General features: G+C 73.1%; 21 protein-coding genes. 8 read left to right on the top strand and 13 right to left on the bottom strand.

Features of this window, described 5'->3' with window-relative positions; translation table 11 throughout:
* Positions 1 to 81: 81 nt before the first annotated feature.
* Positions 82 to 1,062: a hypothetical protein gene (locus ACFYXV_RS11935; protein WP_389382774.1), complete on the bottom strand. Its 981-nt coding sequence runs from the start codon at positions 1,060 to 1,062 to the stop codon at positions 82 to 84.
* The gene (locus tag ACFYXV_RS11930) at positions 1,059 to 2,360 is read right to left on the bottom strand and encodes a flavin-dependent oxidoreductase (RefSeq protein ID WP_385469496.1); all 1,302 of its coding nucleotides are present in this window, start codon (positions 2,358 to 2,360) and stop codon (positions 1,059 to 1,061) included. The genes ACFYXV_RS11935 and ACFYXV_RS11930 overlap by 4 nt, the downstream gene beginning before the upstream one ends.
* 417 nt (positions 2,361 to 2,777) lie before the next feature.
* On the opposite strand from ACFYXV_RS11930, the gene ACFYXV_RS11925 reads away from it, so the two are divergent.
* Complete coding sequence (locus ACFYXV_RS11925; RefSeq protein ID WP_389382773.1) at positions 2,778 to 3,371, top strand: hypothetical protein; 594 nt, start codon at positions 2,778 to 2,780, stop codon at positions 3,369 to 3,371.
* Positions 3,372 to 3,507: 136 nt separating this feature from the next.
* Here the strand turns inward: ACFYXV_RS11925 and ACFYXV_RS11920 are convergent, their stop codons facing one another.
* On the bottom strand, positions 3,508 to 4,146 hold the full coding sequence (locus ACFYXV_RS11920) for a TetR family transcriptional regulator (protein ID WP_385469493.1): 639 nt from the start codon (positions 4,144 to 4,146) through the stop codon (positions 3,508 to 3,510).
* 93 nt (positions 4,147 to 4,239) lie between these two features.
* Here ACFYXV_RS11920 and ACFYXV_RS11915 point away from each other — a divergent pair, with 93 nt between their 5' ends.
* Positions 4,240 to 4,416, top strand: a complete 177-nt coding sequence (locus ACFYXV_RS11915) for a hypothetical protein (RefSeq protein ID WP_383496225.1) — start codon at positions 4,240 to 4,242, stop codon at positions 4,414 to 4,416.
* 2 nt (positions 4,417 to 4,418) lie between these two features.
* Positions 4,419 to 4,733 carry a hypothetical protein gene (locus ACFYXV_RS11910; RefSeq protein ID WP_389382772.1) on the top strand — a complete coding sequence of 105 codons (315 nt, stop codon included), beginning with the start codon at positions 4,419 to 4,421 and terminating at the stop codon, positions 4,731 to 4,733.
* A gap of 21 nt (positions 4,734 to 4,754) precedes the next feature.
* Here the strand turns inward: ACFYXV_RS11910 and ACFYXV_RS11905 are convergent, their stop codons facing one another.
* From ACFYXV_RS11905 to ACFYXV_RS11890, 4 genes are all read right to left on the bottom strand, one after another.
* Positions 4,755 to 5,714: an aldo/keto reductase family oxidoreductase gene (locus tag ACFYXV_RS11905; protein WP_389382771.1), complete on the bottom strand. Its 960-nt coding sequence runs from the start codon at positions 5,712 to 5,714 to the stop codon at positions 4,755 to 4,757.
* A 10-nt stretch (positions 5,715 to 5,724) separates the two neighbouring features.
* The gene (locus ACFYXV_RS11900; protein WP_385469487.1) at positions 5,725 to 5,856 is read right to left on the bottom strand and encodes a hypothetical protein; all 132 of its coding nucleotides are present in this window, start codon (positions 5,854 to 5,856) and stop codon (positions 5,725 to 5,727) included.
* Positions 5,857 to 5,978: 122 nt separating this feature from the next.
* Positions 5,979 to 7,706, bottom strand: coding sequence for an acyl-CoA dehydrogenase family protein (locus ACFYXV_RS11895; RefSeq protein WP_385469485.1), 1,728 nt, complete (start codon positions 7,704 to 7,706; stop codon positions 5,979 to 5,981).
* A 67-nt stretch (positions 7,707 to 7,773) separates the two neighbouring features.
* Positions 7,774 to 8,328 carry a PadR family transcriptional regulator gene (locus ACFYXV_RS11890; RefSeq protein ID WP_385469483.1) on the bottom strand — a complete coding sequence of 185 codons (555 nt, stop codon included), beginning with the start codon at positions 8,326 to 8,328 and terminating at the stop codon, positions 7,774 to 7,776.
* Between the two features lie 254 nt (positions 8,329 to 8,582).
* Here ACFYXV_RS11890 and ACFYXV_RS11885 point away from each other — a divergent pair, with 254 nt between their 5' ends.
* From ACFYXV_RS11885 to ACFYXV_RS11875, 3 genes are all read left to right on the top strand, one after another.
* The gene (locus ACFYXV_RS11885; RefSeq protein WP_389382770.1) at positions 8,583 to 10,589 is read left to right on the top strand and encodes an NAD-binding lipoprotein; all 2,007 of its coding nucleotides are present in this window, start codon (positions 8,583 to 8,585) and stop codon (positions 10,587 to 10,589) included.
* Positions 10,590 to 10,725: 136 nt separating this feature from the next.
* Entirely contained in the window at positions 10,726 to 12,588 is a 1,863-nt protein-coding gene (locus ACFYXV_RS11880; RefSeq protein WP_385469480.1) for a M1 family aminopeptidase, read from the top strand.
* 181 nt (positions 12,589 to 12,769) lie between these two features.
* Positions 12,770 to 15,055 carry an immune inhibitor A domain-containing protein gene (locus ACFYXV_RS11875; protein WP_389382769.1) on the top strand — a complete coding sequence of 762 codons (2,286 nt, stop codon included), beginning with the start codon at positions 12,770 to 12,772 and terminating at the stop codon, positions 15,053 to 15,055.
* A 54-nt stretch (positions 15,056 to 15,109) separates the two neighbouring features.
* On the opposite strand, the gene ACFYXV_RS11870 is transcribed toward ACFYXV_RS11875, so the two are convergent.
* The 6 genes from ACFYXV_RS11870 to ACFYXV_RS11845 form a co-directional block, all read right to left on the bottom strand.
* On the bottom strand, positions 15,110 to 16,318 hold the full coding sequence (locus ACFYXV_RS11870) for a GDSL-type esterase/lipase family protein (protein WP_389382768.1): 1,209 nt from the start codon (positions 16,316 to 16,318) through the stop codon (positions 15,110 to 15,112).
* Positions 16,319 to 16,330: 12 nt separating this feature from the next.
* Positions 16,331 to 16,975 (bottom strand): phosphatase PAP2 family protein, encoded by a 645-nt coding sequence (locus ACFYXV_RS11865; RefSeq protein WP_385469475.1) that lies wholly within the window; start codon positions 16,973 to 16,975, stop codon positions 16,331 to 16,333.
* The gene (locus tag ACFYXV_RS11860) at positions 16,972 to 17,661 is read right to left on the bottom strand and encodes a DedA family protein (RefSeq protein WP_389382767.1); all 690 of its coding nucleotides are present in this window, start codon (positions 17,659 to 17,661) and stop codon (positions 16,972 to 16,974) included. Before ACFYXV_RS11860 ends, ACFYXV_RS11865 begins: the two co-directional genes overlap by 4 nt.
* A gap of 204 nt (positions 17,662 to 17,865) precedes the next feature.
* A complete protein-coding gene (locus ACFYXV_RS11855; RefSeq protein ID WP_389382766.1) occupies positions 17,866 to 19,095 on the bottom strand; it encodes a VWA-like domain-containing protein in 1,230 nt (409 codons plus the stop codon).
* Positions 19,092 to 20,354: an AAA family ATPase gene (locus tag ACFYXV_RS11850; protein WP_389382765.1), complete on the bottom strand. Its 1,263-nt coding sequence runs from the start codon at positions 20,352 to 20,354 to the stop codon at positions 19,092 to 19,094. The genes ACFYXV_RS11855 and ACFYXV_RS11850 overlap by 4 nt, the downstream gene beginning before the upstream one ends.
* Positions 20,355 to 20,390: 36 nt before the next feature.
* The gene (locus ACFYXV_RS11845) at positions 20,391 to 21,773 is read right to left on the bottom strand and encodes a hypothetical protein (RefSeq protein WP_389382764.1); all 1,383 of its coding nucleotides are present in this window, start codon (positions 21,771 to 21,773) and stop codon (positions 20,391 to 20,393) included.
* A gap of 205 nt (positions 21,774 to 21,978) precedes the next feature.
* Between ACFYXV_RS11845 and ACFYXV_RS11840 the strand changes: the two genes are divergently transcribed.
* Both ACFYXV_RS11840 and ACFYXV_RS11835 read left to right on the top strand, forming a co-directional pair.
* Positions 21,979 to 23,406 carry an alpha/beta hydrolase family protein gene (locus tag ACFYXV_RS11840; protein WP_389382843.1) on the top strand — a complete coding sequence of 476 codons (1,428 nt, stop codon included), beginning with the start codon at positions 21,979 to 21,981 and terminating at the stop codon, positions 23,404 to 23,406.
* A 110-nt stretch (positions 23,407 to 23,516) separates the two neighbouring features.
* A complete protein-coding gene (locus ACFYXV_RS11835) occupies positions 23,517 to 24,128 on the top strand; it encodes an acyltransferase (protein ID WP_383344987.1) in 612 nt (203 codons plus the stop codon).
* Positions 24,129 to 24,184 lie beyond the last annotated feature (56 nt).

Below are 24,184 nucleotides of genomic sequence, written 5' to 3'. Positions count from 1 at the left end.
TGCTAGTCCTACGATCCGCGCACCGGCGGGTAGTTCCCCGGATACGCTCCGCGACAGCGACTCCGCGCCGCGCGGCAGGGTTCAGCGGACCGCCGTGGCGAGACCGCGCGCCCCGCCCGAGTGGACGAAGTCCGTCAGGGAGACGGTGTAGTCGCCCTCCTCGGGGCGGAACGCGGTGCAGTACCGCGTGGGGTACCAGCCGGGGATCCGCCAGGCGGCCGGCTGCGGAATGGACTCGCAGGTCCGGTGGCCGGGCGCCGTGCGGTGCCGCTGGAGGAAGTCCCGGGTGAGCATGGGCTCCATGAAGATGAGGTCGCCCGCGTACGCCCCGTAGATGAAGGTCTGGCCGCTGAGCGTGCCGGTGGTCGGGGGGCGGCTGTCCAGGTGCGCGCCCATGGCGCCTTCCGCGGTCTGCGGGCTGCTCGCGGGGTAGCCCGCCGGGAGGTACGCGGCCGGGACGGGCTTTCCGGCCTCGGCCAGTTGGTCGCAGGCGATGAGCAGCGAGCAGCCGCCGGTCTTGATCGCCGTCCGGACCTCCCTGGGCACGAGGTAGAAGTGCACGTCGAAGTGGGCGACGTCGTAGCGGCCGTGCGGGTTGTGCCCGTTCGGGTTCCAGTTGAACAGCACCCACTGGAAGGGGACGCCGTCCGGGGCCGCGGGGGTGGCGGGCAGTGCGAGTTCGAGGCTGTGGCCGCCGACGCATTCGTGCATGCCGTCGAGGTGTCCGTCGGCGTCCGCGTCGTAGCAGTGCTTGCCGTCGGTGGCGGCGGAGGTGGGGAGGCCGGTGACCGCCGGGGCGGTCAGGGATATGCCGAGAGCCTTGGGGATCCCGCCCTGGTACTCGCCGTAGGTGCGGACCGTGCCGCCGCCGAGCCGGGCGGCGGGGCCGTACGCGGAACAGGCGGCGCTCCCGGCGGCCTCGCCGCAGTCGGGCATGCGCGCGGCGGAGCCGGAGGGCGGCGGCGGGGCCGGTGCCCTCCCGGTGGCGGACAGGAGGGCCGCCAGCAGGGCGGCGGAGCCGAGCGCTGCGGCGGCGACGGAACGCATCCGGGAGGTGTTCATACGGCGACGCTCCAAGAGGTGCGCGCGTTGAGCGCGGTGGCGTCCACACCGGTGACCTGGCGGGTACAAGACCTGATGCCGTCCAGGCTGTCCTCGGGCAGGACGTGGCGGATGTCGTGGAAGCCGTCGGGGGCGAGGGCTTCCACCTGGCGGAGCACCGGGTCGGGTTCCAGCCTGCGGTGGGCCGCGAGGAGCTTCGTGGTCTGCGGCCGCCGGTCCCCCTCGTAGCGTGCCAGCGCCTCGTCGACCCCGTGGTGGGCGAGTTCGTACGCCAGCACGCGGGCGTCGACGACGGCCTGCGAGGCACCGTTGGAGCCGGTCGGGTACAGGGGGTGTGCCGCGTCGCCGAGCAGGACGACCCGGCCGTCGGTCCAGGTGGGCAGCGGGTCGCGGTCGATCATCGGGTACCGGCCGATGCGGGGCGCCCCGGCGATGACGCCGTGGAGGTCGAGGAAGTCGCTGCGCCAGCCCTCGATGTGGGTGAGGACCTCCTCCGGGGGGACCGCGCGGTCCCAGTCGGCGCCGCGCGCCTCCTCCTCGCCGACGCCGTCGTCGGTGCGGCTCTCGACGACCCAGTTGAGCAGGCACCGCCCGCTCCGGTCGGGCCTGGTGACGGGATAGGCCACGGCCTTCACCCGCGCGTTGCAGCCGAGGATGACCATCGTGCGTCCGTCGAGGAAGGCGGGGCCCTCCGTCACCCCGCGCCACATGCGTATCCCGTTGCCGCGGGGCGGCCCTTCGTGCGGGTACAGGGTGGCGCGTACGGCCGAGTTGATCCCGTCCGCGCCGATGAGCAGGTCGCAGGTGTAGGGGTCGGGCCGGTCCGCGACGTACGCCCGGACGGGGGACGGGCCGGGCTCCGGGGCCCGGTCCTGCTCGTACCGTATGAGCCGGTCTCCGGTGACGAGGGTGTCGGGGCCGAGCCGGTCCAGGACGGCCGACAGCAGGATCTCCTGGAGGTCGGCCCGGTGCACGGAGTACTGCGGCCAGTTGTAGCCGGCGGCGCGGCCGCGGGGCTCCGACCAGATCAGACCGCCGAAACGGTGGTGGTACTCCAACCGGGCGGTCGCCACGGCGACCTTCTCCAGTGCCGGCGCCAGTCCGAGTTCGGTCAGCTCACGGACGGCGGCGGGCTGGAGATTGATTCCCGCACCGACGGCGCGCAGGTTGGGGCACGCCTCCACCATCCGCACGTCGTCCAGCCCTGCCGCATGAAGGCTCAGGGCCGTCGTCAATCCGCCAATTCCGGCACCGGCTATGAGGATGCGCGGAGAATTCCTTCGGCCGTACGGAGACATGCCCTCTACCTCCTGGGAAAGACGCCTTCCGTGGAATGTGCGGTGCTGAAAGTGCGGCGCCGAACGCGCGGTGCGGAAAGGCTCGATGCGTCACCGGTGAGTACAACCGCGGTTGCTGGGGGTCAAGATGTGCAGGTCAGGCGCTTGAGTTCACCCGATCAGGCTACGGCCAAGTGCCGCCTGATGGGTGACGTGGCTTTAATCGGGTGTCGGCAACAGAAAGGCTGCGACATGCCTGAAGTGACGTTCGAACCGTGCGATGTCCAGCGCCTCCAGCATGCTGTTGACTACGCCCACCACGCCTCGAAGAAATCACTGGACGCTCTCCTGCCACCCTGGATGCCGGGCGATCTCAAACGGGAAATCAAGAGCGGATGCGTTGTATCGCATTGCGCAACGCTACTGTTCCCGGAAACGGTGGAATCCGCTCTCGCGTACTTCGAGGAAAACGGCTGGCCCGCCTCGGCCACCATACCGAGCGTGCTGGTCAAGCGCCGTCTGGTGGAGCGCCACTGGCTTCCGGACGATGCAGACATCCGGGTGACACGGCTGCGCGTCACGACGGGTCTGGCGCCCGAGGTCGAGGTCTTCCTCTTCCCCCGGTGCAGCCCCGGGTACACGGACGACGTGGGTGCGCAGGAGCGCGTCCACGGTTTCGAGAACCACGTCGGCCTGTTCATGGACCGACCCGAGGAGCGGGCTCTCACCCGACTGGCGGACCGGCTGGAGACCACCGGCCGGATGGTCTACGAGGGCTCGGCGCACAACCCCCACGAGAACACGACGATGCTGTACTTCGCCCCCAGTGCCGCCGTGGCCATGTCGCGCCGCCGGTTCCCGCGGTGGGAGCTGCAGTGCGCGGGAGATCTGACCGCCTGCGCCGACCGGCGACCGGTCCGGACGGAGGCGGTGTGCAGCGCGTACGCGGCGCTCAAGGCGAACCACGTGGGCTCCGGCCTGACGCGGTCCGCCCGGCGGCAGCCCGTGTCGGTGGCGGCGCGGGAGGGCTGACGGGGCGGATCACGGACCCGGGCGGTCAGGATCCCGGACTCCCCGTCCTCCGTCCCGTTCCGGACGGGAGGCGGGGAGTCTTCGGACCTTCGGGGCTTCGGACCTTCGGGGCTTCGGGGCTTCGGGGCTTCGGGCATCAGGTCGACGGCCGGGCGTCCGCCCAGTGGAGCCGGCCCGCGTGGATCAGGCGGAGCTGGCGGCGGGCGGTGCGGGTGACCGCCGTCCACTCTTCGGGGTCCCGGCCCGCGGCCAGGTAGGCGGACACCGTCATCACCATGTGGTCGACGTACAGCCGGGCCAGCATGAGCAGGTCCTCCGCGCTCCAGCCCCGGCTCAGGGGATCGGCGCCGAGGCGTTCGGCCACCTCGTCGGCGAAGGCGTCCAGCTGGGCGGCCACCGCCTGCCGCACCCTGCGTACGCCGCCGTGCCGTTCGCGCACGATGAAGCGGATGTGCGCCGGGTACTCCCGTACGAGCTCGGCCATCAGCTCCACGGTCGTGTCGATCCGCAGGGCCGCCTCGCCGGTGGCGGCGAGCGTCGAGCGCACGGCGGCGTGCAGGCTCTGCAACGCCTCGTCCACCAGGGCGATGCCGAGTTCCTCGGTGTCCCGGAAGTGCCGGTAGAACGCGGTCGGGGTCACCCCGGCGACCCGGGTCACCTCCCGCAGGCCGAGGCTGCCCAGGCTCTGCTCCTCCAGCAGCGACAGGGCGCCGTCCAGCAAGGCCCTGCGGGTTTTGTGGCGTTGGGCCTGGCGCGCCCCGATGGTCTCACTCATGGCGAAAAGTCAACCCCCGATTCTCGATTCCGCGCACTTCCATTTAGACTGAGCAGTCAGTGCACAACTGTCTCCTATTTTGGAGGAAGCACGATGCTCTTCCTGATAGCGGCCCTCATGCTGATGGGGATCGCCCTGGGAACCGTGGCCCACGTGCCCGTCCACGTCTCGCTCGCCGCCACCGCCGTCATCGCCTGCTGGCTGCTGGTCTTCGCGGTCCGGGAGCGGACAACGCGCCGGCACCGGCCGGCCGCCCGACAGGAGGGATGACCATGAACGCCCCCGATACCGCGCTCCGTTCCCGCGCCGCCCACACCCCGGCGCCCACCCGCACCCCGGCCCCCACCCCAGCCGTCCGTCAGGCCGACGGGATGGCGGTCGCCTCCTTCGTGCTCGGCCTCGTCGGCCTCCTCGCGATGAACCTGCTCCTCGGCCCGGCCTCGATCGTCTTGGCCGCCCTCGCCCTGCGCCGCGGTACGACCCGCCCCGGACGTGCCCGGCTCGGTCTCGCCCTGGGCGCCCTGGACCTCGTCGTCCTGGCCTGGCTGGTCAGTGCGGACCAGACCTGGTCGTGGAGCATCGGCTGAGCGACCTGCCCGCCGGTCCCGCTACGGGAGCGGGGCCCCGCGGGCGGTGAGCCAGAGCTCGTACCACTCCTCGTGCGTGAGGTCGGGCTCGCGCAGCGCGGCGTCGCGGCAGGCGCGGATGCGCTCGGGGCGGCCGCTGCCCACGACGGGGGCGATCCGCGCCGGATGCCGCTGGAGCCACCAGAGCAGTACCGTCTCCGGCGTCGTGCCCTTCGCCTCGGCCAGCGCCCCCACGAGACGGGCCGTCGCCCGCTCGGCCGGGCTCTCCTGCCGTCCCGTGAAACGGCCCTGGGCCAGGGCGCCCCACGCCTGGAGGCGGACACCGCGGTCCAGGCAGTACTCCACCGTCCCGGACGGGAACCCGCCCGCCGCCGCCGCGGGCGTGTTGACGAGGACCCCGTCCTCCAGCCAGTCCCGCCGGTCCAGGCTCATCTCCAACTGGTTCGCGACCAGCGGGAATTCGAGGAGGCGCTGGAGTCGGGCGATCTGCGCGGCGTTCATGTTCGAGACGCCGAACCGGCGGACGAGCCCCTGTTCGCGCAGCGAGGTGAGCGCCGCCGCGACGTCCTGCGGGTCGGCCAGGGGATCGGGCCGGTGCAGGAGCAACACGTCGATGGCGTCGGTGCGCAGGCGCCCGAGGCTCTCCTCGACCCGCCGCAGGATCGTCGCGCCGCGCAGATCGTAGATCCCGGGCCGCTCGCCGTCCGCGAGGCGGATCCCGCACTTCGTCTGCAGCACGATCCGCTCGCGCAGGCCGGGGCTGCGGCCGAGGACCTCGCCGAAGACGGCCTCGGCCTTGCCGCGGCGGTAGATGTCGGCGTGGTCGAAGGTGTCGATGCCGCTGTCCAGCGCCGCCTCGATCGCCGCCTCGGCCGCGTCGATGTCGGCGGGACCGTACGCATCCGTGTCCCAGCCGCCGCCGAGCGCCATGCATCCGTACAGCAGGCGGGTGCCGTCCTTCTCCGGGGGTGTGATCTCCATGCCGCTCACCCTACGAGGCGGCCGGCTTGGTGGCGGGCCGGGGCCGCGGGGCCTCCACGGGCTTCTTCTGCGGCGGAGGCGTCCTCGGGGGGTAGGAGGGCGCCACCTTCGGTCCGCTCGCACGGGTCGGCTTCGTCGTCATGCGAACACGCTACGTGCAGGGGCGCCTCCGGGCCGGTACTTCCCGGGGCAGGACGGACGTCGGGCCCGCCACCGCGGGACAGGCGGTGGCGGGCCCGTGCGGGGCCGGTGCCGGCTCCCTCGTTACGGCGCCATCTCGTACGACCCGGACAGCGCCTCGACGCGGTCCCAGACCCGGGCCGAGCGGGCTTCGTCGACGACCGGGCGCCGGACCGCGCCGAGCGCCCAGCTCTGCTGCTGCTCGGTGGCCGAGTCCTTGCCGTGCAGTTCGACGGCGTGCGCGGAGAAGTCGCGTACGAGGACGGCGAACAGCTCGTCCAGCACGTCCGCGTCGAGGCCGGTCAGCCGCGCCTGCTCCAGGATCAGCTGGCCGTGGACGACGAGCGCGAAGAGCTGTCCGACGGCGAGCAGCAGGTCGAGGTCGCGGCTCTGCCGCTCGTCCGGGGCCGCGGTGGTGACGAACTCGCACAGCGCGTCGGCCTGTTCGCGGAACCGGGCGACGTTCGGCACGGCGGCGAAGGCGTCGAAGGCGGGGCGCCAGTCGTGGAAGCGGATGGAGCCGAGCCCGCGCGCCGGGCCCTGCCGGAAGAGGAACTCGTCGTCGGCCGCGTCGAGGCGGGTGGGCACGGCGGGGTGGTCCACCGGGTCCAGGAGGTGGTTGCGCATGAACTTGAGGATCAGCGCGAGGTTGACGTGGACGGTGCCCTCCAGCTTGGGCAGCCCGCGGATCTCGACGGCGGCCTGGGCGAAGTAGTTGTCCTTCTCGAAGCCCTTGGCGGCGATGACGTCCCACATCAGGTCGATGACCTTCTCGCCCTCCGTGGTGACCTTCATCTTCGTCATCGGGTTGAAGAGCAGGTAGCGGCGGTCGTCGGGGCCCGCGGTGCGGAAGTAGTCGACGGCGCGGTCGCTGAACAGCTTCATCCCGACAAGACGGACGTACGCGTCCGCCAGCTCGCGGCGCACGTGCGGGAAGGCGGTGACGGGGCGGCCGTAGAGGATGCGGTTCTGCGCGTGGGTGACGGCCTCGTACATCGCGTGCTCGCAGATGCCGATCGAGGCGGTGCAGAGGTTGAACTTGCCGACGTTGACGGTGTTCAGGGCGGCGTCGAAGGCGGCGCGGCCGGTGTGCAGGACGTCGTCGGCGCCGACCGGGTAGTCCTCCAGCCGGAACTCGCTGACGTACTTCGAGGAGTCGACGACGTTCTTCACCAGGTGGTAGGCCGGGTGGCGGCTGTCGGCGGCGAAGAAGACGTACCCGTCCGGGCCCTCGACGTCGGTGCGGCGGCCGAAGACGGAGACGAGACCGGCCGCGTTGCCGTTGCCGATGTAGTACTTGGAGCCGGTGGCCCGGAAGCCGCCGCTGCCGTCGGTGGACGGCTCCAGCAGCATGTCGGTGGAGTAGATGTCGGCGCCGTGGGTCTTCTCGGACAGGCCGAACGCGAACACCTCGCCCTGGGAGAGGAGTTCCGCGGCGCGGGCGCGGGCGGCGGCGTTGTCGCTCTGCCAGACCGGGCCGAGGCCGAGGATGGTCACCTGCCACGCGTACCAGTAGTCGAGGCCGTAGAAGCCGAAGATCTCGTTGAGGGCGGCGATGCGGGCCGTGTCCCAGCGCTTGTCGGCCTGCCCCTCGGCGTCGGCGGAGGGGGTGAGGAAGGTGGCGAACAGGCCTTCCTTGGCGGAGAAGGCGAGGAAGTCGCCGAGCCAGGCGCGGGTGCGGTAATCCTCGATCAGCCGGCGCTTGCCGCGCCCCTCGAACCAGTCGACCGTGGCGCGCAGCAGCCTGCGGGTTTCGGGGTCGAAGTGCTGCGGGTCGTAGGTGCGCGGGTTGAACAGGAGGGAGTCGGCCATGGAGGTTCGCCTTCCGGAGAGGGTTGAGGGGTGAGGCGGAAAGGTGCGGGGTGCCGGGGGGGGGCGGCTACGAGGCGGCGAGCCGGTGGACGGTGGCGAGTACGTCGTCCAGCCAGGCGATGGTCATGCGCTCGTAGGCGATGCCGCCGCGGAGCACGACGTGCTGGAGCTCCTGTCCGGCGTCGAGCGGCGCGGGGGCCTCGGGACCGGTGAAATCGCGCAGTTCCCCGGCGAGGTAGCGGGCGAGCCGGTCGCCGTGCGCCCGGCGGTGCCGCTCGACCTCGCGGACCAGGGCGGCCGGGTCGTCGAAGGCCGCGCCACGGATCTTGACGGCGAGGTCGTGGCGGAGGCTCTCGGGTTCGATGGGCTCGTGCAGCCACTGCGAGAGCGCGGCGCGGCCCGGGTCGGCGACGGAGTACTCCTTCTTGTCCGGCCGCCCCTGCTGCGCCACTTCGCGGACGGCGAGCAGTCCGTCGGTCTCCATGCGCTTGAGGACGCGGTAGATCTGCTGATGGGTGGCGGTCCAGAAATAGCCGATGGACCGGTCGAAGCGCCGGGCGAGCTCATAGCCTGAGCCCGGCTGCTCCAGCAGCGAGACGAGGATCGCGTGTTCGAGCGCCATGCCCCCGATCCTTCTATGCAATTCGTTGCATAGACAAGCCGCGGCGCCCGGTTGAGACGCGGCTCACCCCGGTGCCGCGGGGAACCGGACATCCGAAAGCGGGTCCGAGTTGTCACGCGATGAGCGGACTCGGGAGGTTCTGCCACCCTCCGCCCGGTCCCCGGCCCTAGCGTGGCCCGTACACCGACCCGCCGGTGCCGGGCGGGCACCGCCGCCCCCGCCGACGGGCCCGACAGCTTCCCGAGGAACCACGGTTGACAGGACGCAGGACGACGGACGGGCCGCCCGGACCCGCCCTGCCGCGCACGCGGTACTGGTTCGACAGCGTCATCGCCCGCGGGACCCCGGTGCTGATCGGATGGCTCACCCTGGTCTGTCTGGCCGTGGTCGTGCCGGCGAGCATGGCGCTGGTGTGGGCCGACCGGCGGGTGCCCCGGACCTGGTCGGGGCAGCTCGTGGCCGTCTGGGTCAGCGTCGGGCAGACCCTGAAGATCGGTGGTGCGGTCGGCAGCCCGCTGTACGTGCTGATATCCGTGGTCCTGGCCCTCGTGGCGCTGCTGTTCGTCTCCACCCTCGTCGGCCTGATCACCAACGGGCTCAACGACAGGGTCCTGGACCTGCGGCGCGGCCGGTCCACCGTGCTGGAGGAGCGGCACACCGTACTGCTGGGCTGGTCCGAGCAGGTCTTCCCGATCGTGTCCGAGCTGGTCGTCGCCAACTCCAACCGGCGCCGGGCGGTCATCGCCGTCCTCGGCCCGAAGGACAAGGCGGAGATGGAGGACGAGATCGCCCTCGCCGTCGGCCGGATGGGCCGCACCCGGCTGATCTGCCGCAGCGGAGTGACGACGGACCCGGCGGTGGTCGCGCTCGTCGGTCCCCAGACGGCGCGCGCCGTGCTGGTCCTCACCCACGGGGGCGAGGAGGGTGATGCCCACGTGGTGAAGACCCTGCTCGCCCTGGAGGCCGCGGTACGGGGACGGGGGCGGCAGCGCCCCGAGGTCGTCGCCGCGGTCCGCGACGGGCGCCACCACCGGGCGGCGCAGCTCGCGGCCGGGCCGCGGGGCCGGGTGCTGAACATCGAGGACGTCACCGCCCGCCTCGTCGCCCAGACCTCGCGCGAGCCGGGCCTCTCCCTCGTCCACCAGGAACTGCTGGACTTCGCGGGGGACGAGTTCTACACGGTCCGCGAGCCCGCCCTGACCGGGCGCGCCTTCGGCCGGCTGCTCCTCGCGTACGCCACGTCGTCCGTCGTCGGCATCGTGCCCGCGGGTGGTGGCGTCGAGCTCAACCCTGCGCAGGACCGGGTCCTGCGGGCCGACGACCGGATCCTCCTGGTGACCGAGGACGACGACACCGCCGTACTCGCGGACGGGCCGCTGCCGGTGGACGAGGAGGCCATCACGGAGCCGGGCACGTCCGCTCCGGCCGCCGAGCGCTACCTCGTACTCGGCTGGAACCGCCGCGCTCCGCTGATCATCGACCAGTTGGAGCCGTGCGTCCCGGAAGGTACGGAGCTCGTGGTCATGGCGGCCGGCGAGGAGGCGCTGCGGGACGCCGGCCGGTGCGCGCGCTCGCGCGCGGGCCGGATGCGGATCACGGTGCACGACGGGGACATCACCGATCCGCGGGACCTCGACGCCCTGGACGTGCCGTCCTTCGACCGGGCCGTCGTCCTCGGCTACGACGATGCCGACGGCGCGGACCGCGCCGCCCCCGGCGCGCTGACCGGTGACGACCGGACCCTGGTGACCCTGCTCCACCTGCGCGCGCTGGAGGAGGCAACGGGCCGGGAACTCGCCGTGGTCACCGAAATGGCGGACGACCGCAACCGGTTGCTCGCACCGGCCCGGGAGGGCAGCGATTTCGTCGTCGGCGGCCGGCTCATCAGCCTGCTGATGACGCAGATCGCGGAGAACCGGCACCTCGCCGACGTCTTCGACGCCCTGTTCTCGGCCGAGGGCGACTCGCTCCACCTCAAGCCCGCGCCCCACTACGTCCTGCCGGGACGGGAGGTCACCTTCGCCACGGTCGTGGAGTCCGGCCGCCGCCAGGGGCACTGCGTCCTCGGATACCGGCTGTACGGGGAGGCCCGCGAAGGCCCCGCGTACGGGGTGCGGATCAACCCGGACAAGCGCGTACGGGTGCGGTTCGGACCGCGGGACTCGGTGATCGTACTGACCCGGGAACCGGTGCCGCTTCCGGGCGGCCGCAAGGCGGGGCGGCAGGTGCCGAGGGAGTACGAACACTTTACCCGCCCCTGATGGCATGCCCAGGTCAAATCTGCCAGGCTCTTCCGGCACACCACACGCACAGCCCGCGGCTGCCCTCCGGCGCACCCGAGCCGGCCGGGCGGCCTCCGAGCAGGCCGGAATCCCGGCCGCCTCAAAGGAGTTCCGCGTGAGATCCACCCCCCACAAGGCCCTCGCCGCGAGCATGTCCGCCTTCGCCGCGCTGGCCGCCGCAGCACTCGCCATCACCCCGGCGGCGGCCGCGCCGCAGCAGACGCCGACCGCGGCCGCCGCCTGCACCCCGGGCCAGGTCGTCACCAACGGCGGCTTCGAGAGCGGCACTTCGCCCTGGAGCCAGTCGCAGAGCAGCATCATCACCAATCGCGCCGGCCAGGCCGCCCACGGCGGCAGCTCCTTCGCCTGGCTGAACGGCGTCGGCCGCACCCACACCGACACGCTCTCCCAGAGCGTCACGATCCCCGCCGGATGCAGCACCGCCACCCTCACGTTCTGGCTGCACATCGACACCGCCGAGACCACCACGTCGACGAAGTACGACAAGCTGACGGCGAAGATCGGCAGTACGACGCTGGCGACGTACTCGAACCTCGACAAGAACACCGGCTACGCGCAGAAGTCGTTCGACGTATCGGCCTTCGCCGGCCAGACCGTCAGCGTCGCGTTCACCGGCACCGAGGACTCCAGCCTCCAGACCAGCTTCGTCGTCGACGACGTCGCGCTCGACACCTCCGGCGGCACCACGCCGCCCGGGGACTCCACGCGCACGCCCGCGGCGCCCTCCTACACCGTCGACCTCAGCAGCAACGCGAGCGGCACGGTCTGGACCGGCCACGAGAGCGCGAGCTTCACCAACGCCTCCCCCACCCCGCTCAGCGAGGTGTACCTGAGGCTGTGGGACAACTACCACGGCACCTGCTCCGCCATGCCGATCACGGTCGGCAACGTCACCGGCGGCACGGCGGGCGCCCTCTCGGTCGCCTGCACCGCCCTCAAGATCGACCTGGCGACACCGCTGACCCAGGGCCAGACCGCCACGATCGGCTTCGACCTGGGCATCACCGTGCCCAGCGGCGCCGACCGCTTCGGCTACGACGGCGCGTTCAGCATGCTCGGCAACGCCCTGCCCGTCCTCGCGGTCAGGGACGGAGCGGGCTGGCACCTGGACCCGTACACCAACAACGGGGAGTCCTTCTACTCGCTGGCCTCCGACTTCCGCGTGGCCCTCGACCACCCCAGCAGCCTGCTCGTCCCGGCCACCGGCGCCTCGGTGGACACCCCCGGCGGCAGCGGCCGTACGGTCACCACGGCGACCGCCACCAAGGTCCGCGACTTCGCCTGGGCGGCCGGCCCGTTCAGCAAGATCTCCGGCACCTCGGCCGCGGGCACCCCGATCAACATCTACTCGGTGTCCGGCATCGGTTCGGCCGATTCGCAGTCGATGCTGACCACCGCCAAGTCGGCCGTGGACGCGCACTCGGCGCGGTTCGGCGCCTACCCGTACGGCGAGCTGGACGCCGTCATCGACAACAACTACTGGTTCGGCGGGATGGAGTACCCCGGATTCGTCCTCGACCTGGTCAGCACCACGGCGCTCACCCATGAGATCGGCCACCAGTGGTGGTACGGCATCGTCGGCGACGACGAGTACACGAGCCCGTGGCTCGACGAGGCGTTCACCGACTACGCCACCGACCTGGCCCTGAACAAGACGGGGGCGAACTGCTGGAGCAGCGTCTCGTGGGCCTCGTCCGCCGAGAAGATCACCAACTCGATGGGCTACTGGGACGCCCACTCCTCCCGCTACTCCACCGTCGTCTACGGCTACGGCAAGTGCGCGCTGCACGATCTGCGGCGCGTCCTCGGTGACACGGTGATGGCCAAGCTGCTGAAGGACTACGCCGCTTCGCACTGGTACGGGGTTTCCACGACCGCCGAGTTCAAGGCCGCGGCCCAGGCCGCCACGACCACGGACCTGACCTCCTTCTGGACCCAGCACCGCATCGACGGCTGACCCGACACCCGGGCCGGACTCCGGCCCGGCCACGCACCGCCGCGGTGGGCGCCTTCCGGTGCCTGCCGCGGCGGTTTTTCATGCGCACAACAGTCTATCCGTCACCTGTGACATGTGAAATATTACCTGCGCTCCGACCCAACTCCCCGAAAGGTCCCTCACGTTGCGCAGTTTCCCAGCGGTGGTAGCGGCGATATCCCTCGCCCTCCTCGCCACCCCCGCGCTCGCCGCACCCGCCGCCCCGCCCCCGGCGGCGGCGCAGCAGGCTCCCGAACTCTCCCCCGCCCCGCCCTCCGCGCCGCTGGAAGTCCAGCGCCAGAGCCTTCGCCGCCAGGCCCTCGAAGGCGTGGCCGCCGGCACGACCGCCGCCGAGGCGGACGGCACGCTCCCCCGCAAGGCCGCGGTCGGAAAGCGGTACGTCGAACTCGCGCAGGAACGCAAGGACAAGGTCTTCGTGATCCTGGCCGAGTTCGGCGACCAGGTGGACGACACCACCGAGTTCGAGGGCAAGCCGCGCTTCGGCGGCACGCCCGGCCCCCGTCACAACACCATCGGCAAGCCCGCGAAGACCGACAACCACACCGTGTGGCGCAAGGACTTCGACCGGGCCTACTACCAGCAGCAGTTCTTCGGCGCCGATCCCGGCGCCGTCTCCCTTCGCAACTACTACCGGCTCCAGTCCTCCGGCCGCTACGACATGGACGGCCAGGTCAGCGACTGGGTGCGGCTGCCGTGGAACGAGGCCCGGTACGGGACGGACAACTGCTCCGAACCCGGCCAGTGCCGCACCAACTGGGACCTCGTACGCGATGCCACCAACGCCTGGTACCACACCGAGCGCGCCAAGGGCCGTACGACGGAGGAGATCAAGGCCCAGCTGGCCGAGTACGACGTGTGGGACCGCTACGACGCCGACCACGACGGCAACTTCGACGAGCCGGACGGCTACCTGGACCACCTCGTCGTCGTCCACGCGGGCAAGGACCAGACCTGGGGCGGCGGTGACCAGGGCAAGGACGCCGTCTGGGCGCACCGCTGGTTCGCGTACTGGGACCAGGCCGGCAGCGCGGGGCCCGCGGGCAACAAGGCGGGCGGCGCCCCGGTCGGGGACTCCGGCATCTGGGCCGGGGACTACCTGACGGGCGGCGAGAACAGCGGAGTCGGCCTGTTCGCCCACGAGTTCGGGCACGACCTCGGACTGCCCGACCTCTACAGCTCCGACGGGGACAACAGCGTCAACTTCTGGTCGCTGATGTCCACGGCCTCCTACCTCGGCAAGGGGAAGAACACCACCGGGGACTACCCCGGCGACCTCGACCCCTGGAGCAAGCTGCAACTGGGGTGGCTGGAGTACACGGAGGCCGACGCGGGCCGCAAGACGCGCGCCGTCCTCGGGGTCTCGGGCTACAACACCGAGGATCCACAGGCGCTGCTGGTGCATCTGCCGCCGTCGGTGACGCGCACCGATCTGACCGATCCGTACGAGGGCGCCAGCCAGTGGTGGAGCGGCACCGGCGACCTCATGGACAACACCCTGACCCGAACGGTCGACCTGACCGGCGCGGCGGGGCAGGCCGCCCGGCTCGACGCCCGGGTCTGGTACGACATCGAGCAGGACTTCGACTTCCTGACGGTGGAGGCCTCGACGGACGGCGGCAGCGCCTGGTCCCCGCTGCCGGGCACGGTCGGCGGCGCGGCGATCCCGGCCAAGGGGATCTCCGGGACGTCGGGCGGCTGGACCGAACTCAGCGTGCCGCTCGACCGGTTCGCGGGCCGCTCGGTCCAGCTGCGGATGCGGGCGACCTCGGACGGCAACACCCACGGCAAGGGCGTCGCCCTCGACGACATCCGGATCACGGCGGGCGAGCGGGAGCTGCTGCGCGACGGCGCGGAGGCGGGCGCGAACGGCTGGGCCGCGCTGAAGTGGTCGCGTACGGAGGGCCGTACGGGAAGTGCCGAGCACCCGCGCGCGTACCTGGTCGAGAACCGGCGCTACACCGGCTACGGGTCCTACCTCAAGACCGGGCCGTACAACTTCGGCGCGGGGAACGACTCGGTGGAGTTCTACCCGTACCAGCAGGGCGTGCTCATCTGGCTCTGGGACACGGCGTACAGCGACAACACCACGAAGGCGCATCCGGGGGCGGGTCTGCTGCTTCCCGTCGACGCGCGGCCGGAGCCGCTGCGGAACGCCGACGGCACGCTGCTGAACGCGCGGGCGCAGACCTTCGACGCGACGTTCTCCACGCGCCCGAGCGACGAGATCGTCCTGCACAAGGGGGGCGTACCGGTGCTGATCCCGTCCCGGCCCGGAGTTCCCGTCTTCGACGACCGCCGCGGCACGTACTGGAACGCCGACCTGCCCCAGGTGGGCGTGAAGGTCCCGGACACCGGCACCCGCATCACCGTGGTCAAGGAGGCCTCGTCCGGCGCCCTGACCACCGTCCAGGTCAGCCCGTCCCCCTGACGCCGGACCGCGGGCAGTCGTCCGGGCCGGACGGCTGCCCGCGCGGGGACCGGCCTACGCGGTGAAGGGGCCGGCCGGGGCGAAGGCCCGGTCCGCGAAGCGGGCGCCCATGCGGCGGTGGGTGGCGGCGTCCGGGTGGAGCCGGTCGGGGAGCGGCAGTTCGGCGAAGTCCTGCTCCCCGTAGAGCTCGCGGCCGTCCAGGTAGTGGAGGTTCGGGTCCTGCGCCGACCGCTGCTTCACGATGCGCGCCAGCTCCTCGCGGATGACGCCCAGCGTCAGCTTTCCGGCGGCACGCTCCGCCGGATCGCCCGCGGCGCGGAACTGCAGCCTGCCCTCGGCGAGCGTGCTGAAGTCCGGGGCCGTGGGGCCGGGGGTGTCCTCGTGGATGGGGCAGAGGACGGAGGAGACGACCAGCAGGGGCGCGCTGGGATGCCCTTCGCGGATCGTGTCGAGGAAGCCGTGCACGGCCGGGGTGAAGGCGCGCAGCCGCATCAGGTCGAGGTTGACGAGGTTGATGCCGAACTTGACGCTGATCAGGTCCGCCGGGGTGTCCCGCATGGCCCGGGCGACGAACGGGTCGAGCAGGGCGCTGCCGCCGAAGCCCAGGTTGACCAGGTCCACACCGCCGAGGGAGGCGGCCAGCGCCGGCCAGGTCGTGGACGGGCTCGCCGCGTCGGAGCCGTGGCTGACCGAGCTGCCGTGGTGCAGCCACACCCGCCGACCTCCGTGCGGTACGGGCTCGACGGGGGCGTCGGTGCGCAGGGCGACGAGCTCGGTGAGCTCGTTGTACGGCAGCCAGAGCTCGACCTCCTTCGGCCGGTCGGGCAGGCCGGCGAACCGGACGGTGCCGACCGGGCCGGGCCGCGTCTCCACGGAACCGGTGGTCATGTCGACCGTACGGACGTTGCCGCCGCTCACCCCGGACTGCCCGGCGAGGCGGCCGTCGACGAGCAGGTCGTACACGCCGTCGGGGCGGGGCGGGGCGCCCGCGTAGGCCGTCTTGGTGCGCAGCGCGTCGAGCTCGACGACGGTGGCCCGGGTGCGGAACACCAGCCGTACGCCCGAGGGCTGGGCCTCCGCCATCGCCAGCTGCCCGTCGGCGTGCTGCGCGCGGGCCCACGCCGGGAGGCGGTGCGGGAGCAGGCCGTGCGCGGTGCGCTCCAGGTCGAGCGCACCGCGCAGGAGGTCCGCCGTGAGGGGCGTGGTCAGGTGTGCCGTGGTCCCGTCGGCGGGACCGGATACGGACGGGTGTTCGTCGTTCATGGCCCCAGCCTGTCAAACCGTGTGCCGGTCGCGCACGGCGGTTTCGGCGGCCGCGGCCACGAGCCCGGCCGCGGCCAGCCAGGTCAGCGCGTAGAGCCAGCCGCCGAGGACGTCCGTGGGCCAGTGCACGCCGAGGTAGATCCGGGTCAGGCCGACGGCGACGGCCCAGCAGGCCGCGAGGGCCCCGTAGAACCGGGCCGCGATCGGGGGCGCCGTGCGCCACGCGGCCCAGGCCAGCAGTCCGGCGACCAGGGCCGAGGTGGCGGCGTGGCCGGAGGGGTAGGCGAAACCCGTTGCGAGCGCGGCCCAGTCGGCCACGGGCGGACGCGGCCGGGCCACTTCGTACATGAGGAGGTAGCGCACCCCCTGGGCGAGGAGCAGGAAGGCCAGCGCGCCCGCGGCCGCCCGCAGCCGGCCGTTCCTCCCCCGTCCTGCGACGAGCCCGGCGGCGATGGCGCACCCGTACGGGACGGGCCCGCTGCCGGTCGCCGTGATGCCCCGCGCGAGGGCCACCGCCACGCAGGGGCGGTGCTGCACGGACCAGCGGTGCCAGGCCTCGTCGAAACCGAAGGGGGCGCCGTGCCGGGCCGCGACCAGGGCGGTGAGCAGACCGAACAGGGCGGCGAACAGCCCTGCGGCCAGCGCCCAACGGATCAACGCGAGCCTTCGTTCGGGGCTCGGCTGCCCCTCCTGCGGATCATTTCCACGGCCAGCGGGGTGAGGGAGACCAGGACGACGAGGGCGACGATCGGCAGCAGGTAGCGGTCGACGTCGGGTACCGAGGAGCCGAGCGCGTATCCGGCGAGGACGAGGCCCACGGTCCACACGAGGCCGCCGATGACCTGCCACAGGGCGAAGACGCGGGCGGGTACGTCGAGGGCTCCGGCGAGCGGGTTCAGTACGGTGCGCACGATGGGGACGAAGCGGGCGAGCACGATGGCCTTGGCGTGCCCGTAGCGGTCGAGGAGTTCCTCGGCCCGTTCGGCGCCCTCGTGGAGTTTGCGGCTGCGGCTGCGCGCCAGCAGGGCCCGTCCGCCGCGCCGGCCGATGAGGTAGCCGACCTGCGCCCCGAGCAGGGCTCCGGCCGACGCCGAGCCCAGGACGAGGGGCAGGGAGAGGTGTACGGGGCCGTGCGCTCCCGGTACGCAGAACAGACCGGCGGTGAACAGGAGCGAGTCGCCGGGGAGGAAGAAGCCGATGAGGAGGCCGGTCTCGGCGAACAGGACGACGGCGATGCCCAGCGTCCCGAAGGCGGCGAGGAGGGAACCGGCGTCCAGCAGGTTGACGGCCTGGGGGCCGGGCCCCTGCGCCGCCGCCGCGAGCGGGAGAGTGAAGGGGGCCATGCGGAACAACTCCCGTACGGTGAAAGGACGGGAGCCGAGGAGGACACCCGACCGGCGACCGGCCACAGGTCCGTGGACGGTGCCCGGCACTGTAGACGATCGGAGTGCCCCGTACGTTCCCCCCGGCCGCCCGGTCCACCGCCCGGTCCACCGGTCGGCCCATTGGCGGCCGCGCAGGGGTGGCACCGTACGCGGCGGCCGGGTTCAGCCGATGTCGACGACGCGGGCCCAGTCCGGCGGGGTGTCGGGGACGTAGTCGGGGTCGTCCTCGTCGTACGAGCCCTGCCGGGCGAACAGGCCGATCACGGTGCGGCACGGGGGGCGGGTGGCCGGCCAGGCCGTCTGTCCGTCGGTCAGCACCACGATGACGTCCGGCGGGGTCCCCGACCGCAGGGCCTTGGCGAAGCCCGTGCGCAGGTCCGTACCGCCGCCGCCCACCAGGGGGATGCCCTCGGCGCGGCACAGCGGGTGCGCGATCCGGGCCGCGGCGTCGCAGGGCACCACCGTGACCAGGTCCCGGCGGCCGCCCACCGCGCGGGAGACCGCGGCGACCTCCAGCAGCGCGCTGCCCAGTTCGGCGTCGCTGACCGACGCCGAGGTGTCGATGACCACGCAGACCCGGGGCGGCCTGCGGCGCAGGCTCGGCAGCACGGCGCCCGGCACCCCGGCCGATCGCCGGGACGGGCGGCCGTACGTGTAGTCCTCGCCCGCGCCGGTGCCGGTGGCCGCCGAGCGGACCGCGGTGCCCAGCAACTGCCGCCACGGCTGCGGGGGATGGAAAGCCTCCTCCGCCCACCGCTTCCACCCGTTCGGGGTGCTGCCCGGACGGCCGCGGATGCCCTGGGCCACCCTGAACCGCACCGCGTCCCGTTCCTGCTCGCTGAGCCCGTGCGCGCCGTCCTCGCCGAGGTCCCACTCCCGTTCCAGCCCGTCGGCCCCGCTGCCGCAGTCCAGCCAGGCCATGTGCCGCGTCGCCGGTCCGAGCCCGAACTGCCGCAGGTAGTCCTCCATGAGCTGCCCCTCGGGCAGTCCCGCGGAGGCCGGCTGCGCGAGGCCCTCGGGCCGGACCAGCCCGTCGCCGTACGCGTCGTCGTTGATCTCGAAGTCGGCCGCGATGTTGATGCGCAGCCGTTCCCCGGGACCGTGCAGCCCGCGCTCCCGGGCGACCCGGTCTCCGCGGCCGTGGTGATCGCGCAGCAGGTGCGAGACCTCGTGCACCCATACGGCGGCCAGTTCCTCCTCCGGCGTGCGGTCGACGAAGGACGGCGAGACGTAGCACCGCCAGTGCCGGTCGACGGCCATCGTCGGCACCCTGCGGGACTCCACCGCGTGCAGGGCGAACAGCGCCGTCGCCAGGTAGGGCCGGACCCGGGCCGCGTGCAGGCGGGCGGCGAACAGCTTGTCGCGGTCCAGGGTTCCCGCGTGCGCGCTCATCGGACGCCCTCCGTGGCCAGCGCGGCCCGCGCCGTCACGCGGTCCGCCCGCCGGGACAGGGACACCGCACCGGCGAGCCGCTCGATCGCCTCCGGTACGTCCCACTCCTCGCGGCGCAGCGCGGCCAGCCCGGTCGCCGGTACGACCACCAGGTCCGGGGCGCCCGTCTCCAGCGCCCGGACCATGAGCGTCCAGGCCGCGTCCCAGCGCGCCTTCCCGGGGCGGTTGCGGACCGCCTCCACCACGCCGTCGAGCGCGGCCTGGCGCAGATCGCCCCGTTCGGGCAGGGCGGCGGCGGCCGGATCGGCGAGCAGTTCCTCGGGGTCGGGCAGGTCCATCCGGTCCAGGCTCGCCAGCAGCTCCAGCCCGGGGCCGTCCCCCACCGTGCCCCGGACCAGGAGGGAGAGCACGTCCCGGGAGGAGCCGGCCGCGGTCGCGAAGGCGATCAGGTGCAGGGTCATCTCCCAGCTGCGCGGCGACGGCCAGGGGCCGCCCCTGCGTGCCTCCCCGCCGGGCAGGCGGTGTACGAGCGTGGGGCGGGCGGCGAGCAGTCCGCAGACGGCGCGGCGGGCGTGGTCCACGGCCCGCGGGAGCTTGGCGGGGTCGAGCCGCGGCAGCGTGGCCCGGGGCCAGGTCCCGCCGAGGCCGCGTACGACGACCTCGTGGTCGTGGGTCCACTGGAGGTGGACGAACCGGTTGGCCAGCGGCGGGCTCAGCTCCCACCCGCCGGCGGCCGAGGACCCCGGGTTCGCGGCGGCCACGATGCGTACCCCCGGCGGCAGTTGGAGGGCTCCGATGCGCCGTTCCAGGACGAGGCGGAGCAGGGCGGCCTGTACGGCCGGCGGTGCGGTGGACAGTTCGTCCAGGAACAGCAGCCCGCGGCCGGCGCGTACCAGGCGTACGGCCCAGTCGGGCGGGGCCATCGGAACCCCCTGGTGCTCGGGGTCGTCCCCGATGACGGGCAGGCCCGAGAAGTCGGAGGGCTCGTGCACGCTGGCGATCACGGTGGTCAGCGGCAGGTCGAGCGAGGCCGCGAGCTGGGTCAGCGCCGCGGTCTTGCCGATGCCGGGTTCACCCCACAGGAGTACGGGGAGGTCGGCGGCGACGGCGAGGGTGAGCGCCTCCAGTTGGGTGTCGGGGCGCGGTTCGGTGGTGGTTTCGCGCAGCAGGGACAACAGGGTTCCGGCTACGGCGAGTTGGTTGGCGGCCGCCGGGGCGGCGGGGGTTTCGGTGGCTGCGGACGGGCTGTATGAGGACATGTTCGATCACCTTGTGGGTTCGTGGTGTGCGCCGGGTCAGCGGCGGGGGTGCGAGGGGCGCCGGCGCGGCGGGCGGATGCCCGGGAGCAGATCGCCGGTGCGGGGCTTGGCGCGGGGGCCGGTCAGGTCCGCCCGGAACAGCCCGTACGCGATCCGGCGCCGCGCGGCTTCCGCCAGTTCGTCCCGCAGGGCGCCGTCGCGCAGCAGTGCGCCGGGTCCCAGGAGGCCTTCGACGACGGCCAGCGCACCGGCGGTGTCGCCGTGGAGGAGGCGTTCGCGCACACCGGCCAGGCAGTCGGGCCGGCGGTGTGCCAGGCCGATCGCCTGGAGACAGGGCAGCGGGGTCCCGGTGAGGGCGGCCAGCAGCTCCTCCCGCCGGATCTCGGCCGGGTCGTGGTCGAGCGGGGACAGGACCCCGTCCACCAGGCCGATCCGGTGCCGGGAGCCCCGGCACTCGACGAAGTGCGGCTGCCCCGCCCGGTCCGGGGTCCGGGACGGCCGGTCCGGCACGTGGCCGGGTACGAGCGCCGAGGCGACGAGCGGGTGCAGTCGCCCGGGATCGATGGACCCGGTGCGCAGCAGGTCCAGGTCCGGCAGGACCCAGGTCGCCGCGTCGGGCAGGACCGGCGGCGCGGGGACGCCGGAGGCGGCTTCCGCGATCCGCACGGCGGGGGGCCCGGTGCCGTCGCCCGCCTCCGCGAGGTGCAGCTCCAGCCGGCGCCGGGATCCGAGCCGTACGGTGACGGTGCGCGTGGTGCGCCCTTCGGCTTCGAGCAGCAACGCGGCCTCGGCCGCCCAGCGGTCGGTGGCGCAGCGATACCCCTGTGGTACGAACCCCTCCGATCCCTGCGGGTCCAGGTCGCTCGGCGGGCGGTCGGCCCCGGACCGGACGCGGAGCTCGTCGGACCGGCGGGCGTCCCAGAGGTGGCGGTGCAGGTCGAGGCGGAACCGCGGGTCGGGGCGGGGGTGCGGATGCCGGCGGGCGCCGGGCTCGTCCCGGGATCCGTCCCACAGCCCGAGGCTGATCCGCTGGCCCGCGTCCGCCCACGCCGGCGGGGTGCGGGCCACGAGGTGCAGCGGACCGGCTCCCTCGGCCGGGCCGTACCGGGCCAGGGTGAGGGTCAGGCCGGGGCGCAGCAGCCCGTCGGGGGCGATCCTCGGCATGTGCCAGCGCAGCAGCTCGGGAGCCAGGTGGCGCAGGTCCGCGCGCAGCCGGTCGGCGAGTTCGCGTCCGTGGGTGCGGACGACGGAGCGCGGTGGGAAATCGACGTCGACGCCCGCGGCGGCGCACGCCCCGGCCCAGTCCCCGGCGAGGCGGCGGGTGGTGGCGGTCTCGATCGCGGAGGGCGGCACGGCGAACTCGCGCACGCGCAGCCAGAGGGAAAGGCGGGTGGTTCCGTCTGCGGTGTGAGGGTGCATCAGCACTCACCTTGCGCGGACGGGACCCCCGATCTGTGAATGGATTGAGTGGTCATCGCGATGACCATAGTGTCTGCCGATCCGGTCTGCCAGGTGTTTTGCCCGCCGCCGCGCTCGACGGGTGCGACTCAGGTCGCAGGGTCCACCCGACCCGAGGGGGACGCCGGCCCCCCGGGCCGGCGCCGACCATGACGACGTGGATGCGATGAACGCGCACGTGTGGTTGTCCCTGTGGGAAGTCCTTCTGGTGCTGGGCGCCGTCGTCCTGGTCCTGGCGCGGTGGCTTCCGCCCCGCCCCCGGCGCCCGGTCACCCTCACCGCAGCGGCGATGGCCCTGTCGTCCGGGGCGGTGCTCGGCGTGCTCGGGCTGCGCTGGCAGATGGCGCCGGTGCTGGCGGGCGCGGCCCTCGCGCTGCCGTTCGCCGTATCGCCGCTCCTGCGGCGCGGGGCGCGCAGGGCTCCGTGGTGGCTGGCGCTGCCCGGGGCGGCGGTGTGCCTCGCGCTGGTCGCCGCCGGTCCGGCGACGGCCTGGGCCCTGCCCGTGCCGGTGTTCCCCGAGCCGTCCGGCCGCTTCGCGGTCGGGACCGGCGTGCTGGAGCTGACCGACCGGGAACGCCCCGAGACCGCCACCGCCGCGCCCGAGGACCGGCGTACGGTGGTCGTCCAGCTCTGGTACCCCGCACGGAAGTCCTCCGCGGGCGGCCGTCCCGCCCCGTACCTCGGCCGCACGGAGCACGAGGGGCGCGTGGTCTCGGACGCGCTCGCGGCCTACTCCGGGCTTCCCGGCTTCCTGCTGGACGGCCTTCCGCGTGCCCGCACCCGGGCGCTGTACGACGTTCCCGCCGCCGACGGGGGTGACCGGTTCCCCGTCGTGCTGTTCTCCCCCGGGCTGGGCGGGGTACGCGGCCAGAACACCGCCTGGGCCGAGGAGTTGGCCAGCCACGGCTACGTCGTCGCCGGTCTCGACCACCCCTACGACTCGGCCGCGGTCGTTCTCGCCGACGGCCGCACGGTCCGTACGAAGGTCTCGGCGACGGGCGACGACGCCGAGGACGAGAGGCGGGCGGCCGGGTGGACGGCGGTCCGGGCCGCCGATCTGAGCTTCGTCCGGGCCCAGTTGGGCCGCATCCACAGCGGCGCGATCGCCGGTCCGCTCACCGGGCGCCTCGACACCGCCCGGGTCGTGGCGGCCGGCCACTCCCTCGGCGGCGGCGCCGCTCTGCAAGCCGCCCGTCAGGACCCCGAGTTCGCCGCCGTCATCGACCTGGACGGGTTCCCCCACGACCCGGCACCCCAGCCCTACCGCCAGCCGGTGCTCGCGCTCACCCAGGCCATCGGTCCGGACACCGACCCGGACTACCTCCCGCAGCTCACCCGGGTCCTCGCGCTCGGCAGCGCCACGAGCTACCGCCTCACGGTCCCCGGAGCCGGCCACCTCACCTTCACCGACGCCCCGCTGTACCTGCCGCCCCTCCCCTCGCTCGTCGGCTCCCTCGGCCGGACGGAGGGCCCTCGCGTCACGGCCGCCGCGAGCCTCGCCTTCCTCGACTCGGCCCTGCGCCCCGGCGCCGGGGATCCGGCCGCCGCCCTGGCCTCGTACGGCTCCCTCGCGGTCCACCGCCCGGGCTCCTGAAGGCGACCCAAGTCCACTGCGTGAACAGTCGGTTGAACTTCGGGGCGAGCCGGCCGAGCGGTGCATATGCTCCCTCCGTACGCACCTCGAACCGTAAGGGGAACCGCTTCGTGAGCGTCCGCATCCAACCTTCCTCCCAGGTCGACGAAAGCGCCGAACTGGGGGACGGGACCACGATCTGGGATCTGGCACAGGTACGGGAGGAAGCCCGGCTCGGGCGTGACTGCATCGTCGGACGGGGGGCCTACGTCGGGCCCGGCGTACGCATCGGCGACAGTGTGAAGCTCCAGAACTACGCCCTCGTGTACGAGCCCGCCGTACTGGGCGACGGGGTGTTCATCGGCCCGGCCGCCGTGCTGACCAACGATTTCTACCCACGCGCCGTCGACCCCGACGGCAAACAGAAGCGTGGTGGGGACTGGGAGGCCGCCGGTGTCGTCGTGGCCGAAGGGGCTTCGCTGGGGGCCCGGTCGGTGTGCGTGGCCGGGGTGCGGATCGGGCGGTGGGCGCTGGTCGCGGCCGGGGCCGTCGTGTCCCGGGACGTACCGGACTTCGCACTGGTCGCAGGGGTACCGGCCCGCCGCATCGGCTGGGTGGGCCGGGCCGGGGTCCGCCTGGTGGAACGCGAGGGCGAGCCGGGCGTCTGGGAGTGCCCGCGCACCGGCGCGCTGCACGAGGAGCGGGACGGATCGCTGGTCGAAACGCCGCACAAGCGGAACTGACGGCACGTCGGCAATTTAGGTCAGTGGCATTTCCTCAAAACCGCAATCAACGAACA

This window comes from Streptomyces sp. NPDC002181, from assembly GCF_042890485.1.
In the GTDB taxonomy this organism is placed as follows: domain Bacteria; phylum Actinomycetota; class Actinomycetes; order Streptomycetales; family Streptomycetaceae; genus Streptomyces.
This window is presented reverse-complemented; position numbering and strand designations above follow the sequence as displayed.

Coding starts and splice junctions, on each gene's coding strand:
- ACFYXV_RS11935 (WP_389382774.1), bottom strand. CDS start 1,062: ATGAACACCTCCCGGATGCGTTCCGTCGCCGCCGCAGCGCTCGGCTCC.
- ACFYXV_RS11930 (WP_385469496.1), bottom strand. CDS start 2,360: ATGTCTCCGTACGGCCGAAGGAATTCTCCGCGCATCCTCATAGCCGGT.
- ACFYXV_RS11920 (WP_385469493.1), bottom strand. CDS start 4,146: ATGAGTGAGACCATCGGGGCGCGCCAGGCCCAACGCCACAAAACCCGC.
- ACFYXV_RS11915 (WP_383496225.1), top strand. CDS start 4,240: ATGCTCTTCCTGATAGCGGCCCTCATGCTGATGGGGATCGCCCTGGGA.
- ACFYXV_RS11910 (WP_389382772.1), top strand. CDS start 4,419: ATGAACGCCCCCGATACCGCGCTCCGTTCCCGCGCCGCCCACACCCCG.
- ACFYXV_RS11905 (WP_389382771.1), bottom strand. CDS start 5,714: ATGGAGATCACACCCCCGGAGAAGGACGGCACCCGCCTGCTGTACGGA.
- ACFYXV_RS11900 (WP_385469487.1), bottom strand. CDS start 5,856: ATGACGACGAAGCCGACCCGTGCGAGCGGACCGAAGGTGGCGCCCTCC.
- ACFYXV_RS11895 (WP_385469485.1), bottom strand. CDS start 7,706: ATGGCCGACTCCCTCCTGTTCAACCCGCGCACCTACGACCCGCAGCAC.
- ACFYXV_RS11890 (WP_385469483.1), bottom strand. CDS start 8,328: ATGGCGCTCGAACACGCGATCCTCGTCTCGCTGCTGGAGCAGCCGGGC.
- ACFYXV_RS11870 (WP_389382768.1), bottom strand. CDS start 16,318: ATGAACGACGAACACCCGTCCGTATCCGGTCCCGCCGACGGGACCACG.
- ACFYXV_RS11860 (WP_389382767.1), bottom strand. CDS start 17,661: ATGGCCCCCTTCACTCTCCCGCTCGCGGCGGCGGCGCAGGGGCCCGGC.
- ACFYXV_RS11855 (WP_389382766.1), bottom strand. CDS start 19,095: ATGAGCGCGCACGCGGGAACCCTGGACCGCGACAAGCTGTTCGCCGCC.
- ACFYXV_RS11850 (WP_389382765.1), bottom strand. CDS start 20,354: ATGTCCTCATACAGCCCGTCCGCAGCCACCGAAACCCCCGCCGCCCCG.
- ACFYXV_RS11845 (WP_389382764.1), bottom strand. CDS start 21,773: ATGCACCCTCACACCGCAGACGGAACCACCCGCCTTTCCCTCTGGCTG.
- ACFYXV_RS11840 (WP_389382843.1), top strand. CDS start 21,979: ATGAACGCGCACGTGTGGTTGTCCCTGTGGGAAGTCCTTCTGGTGCTG.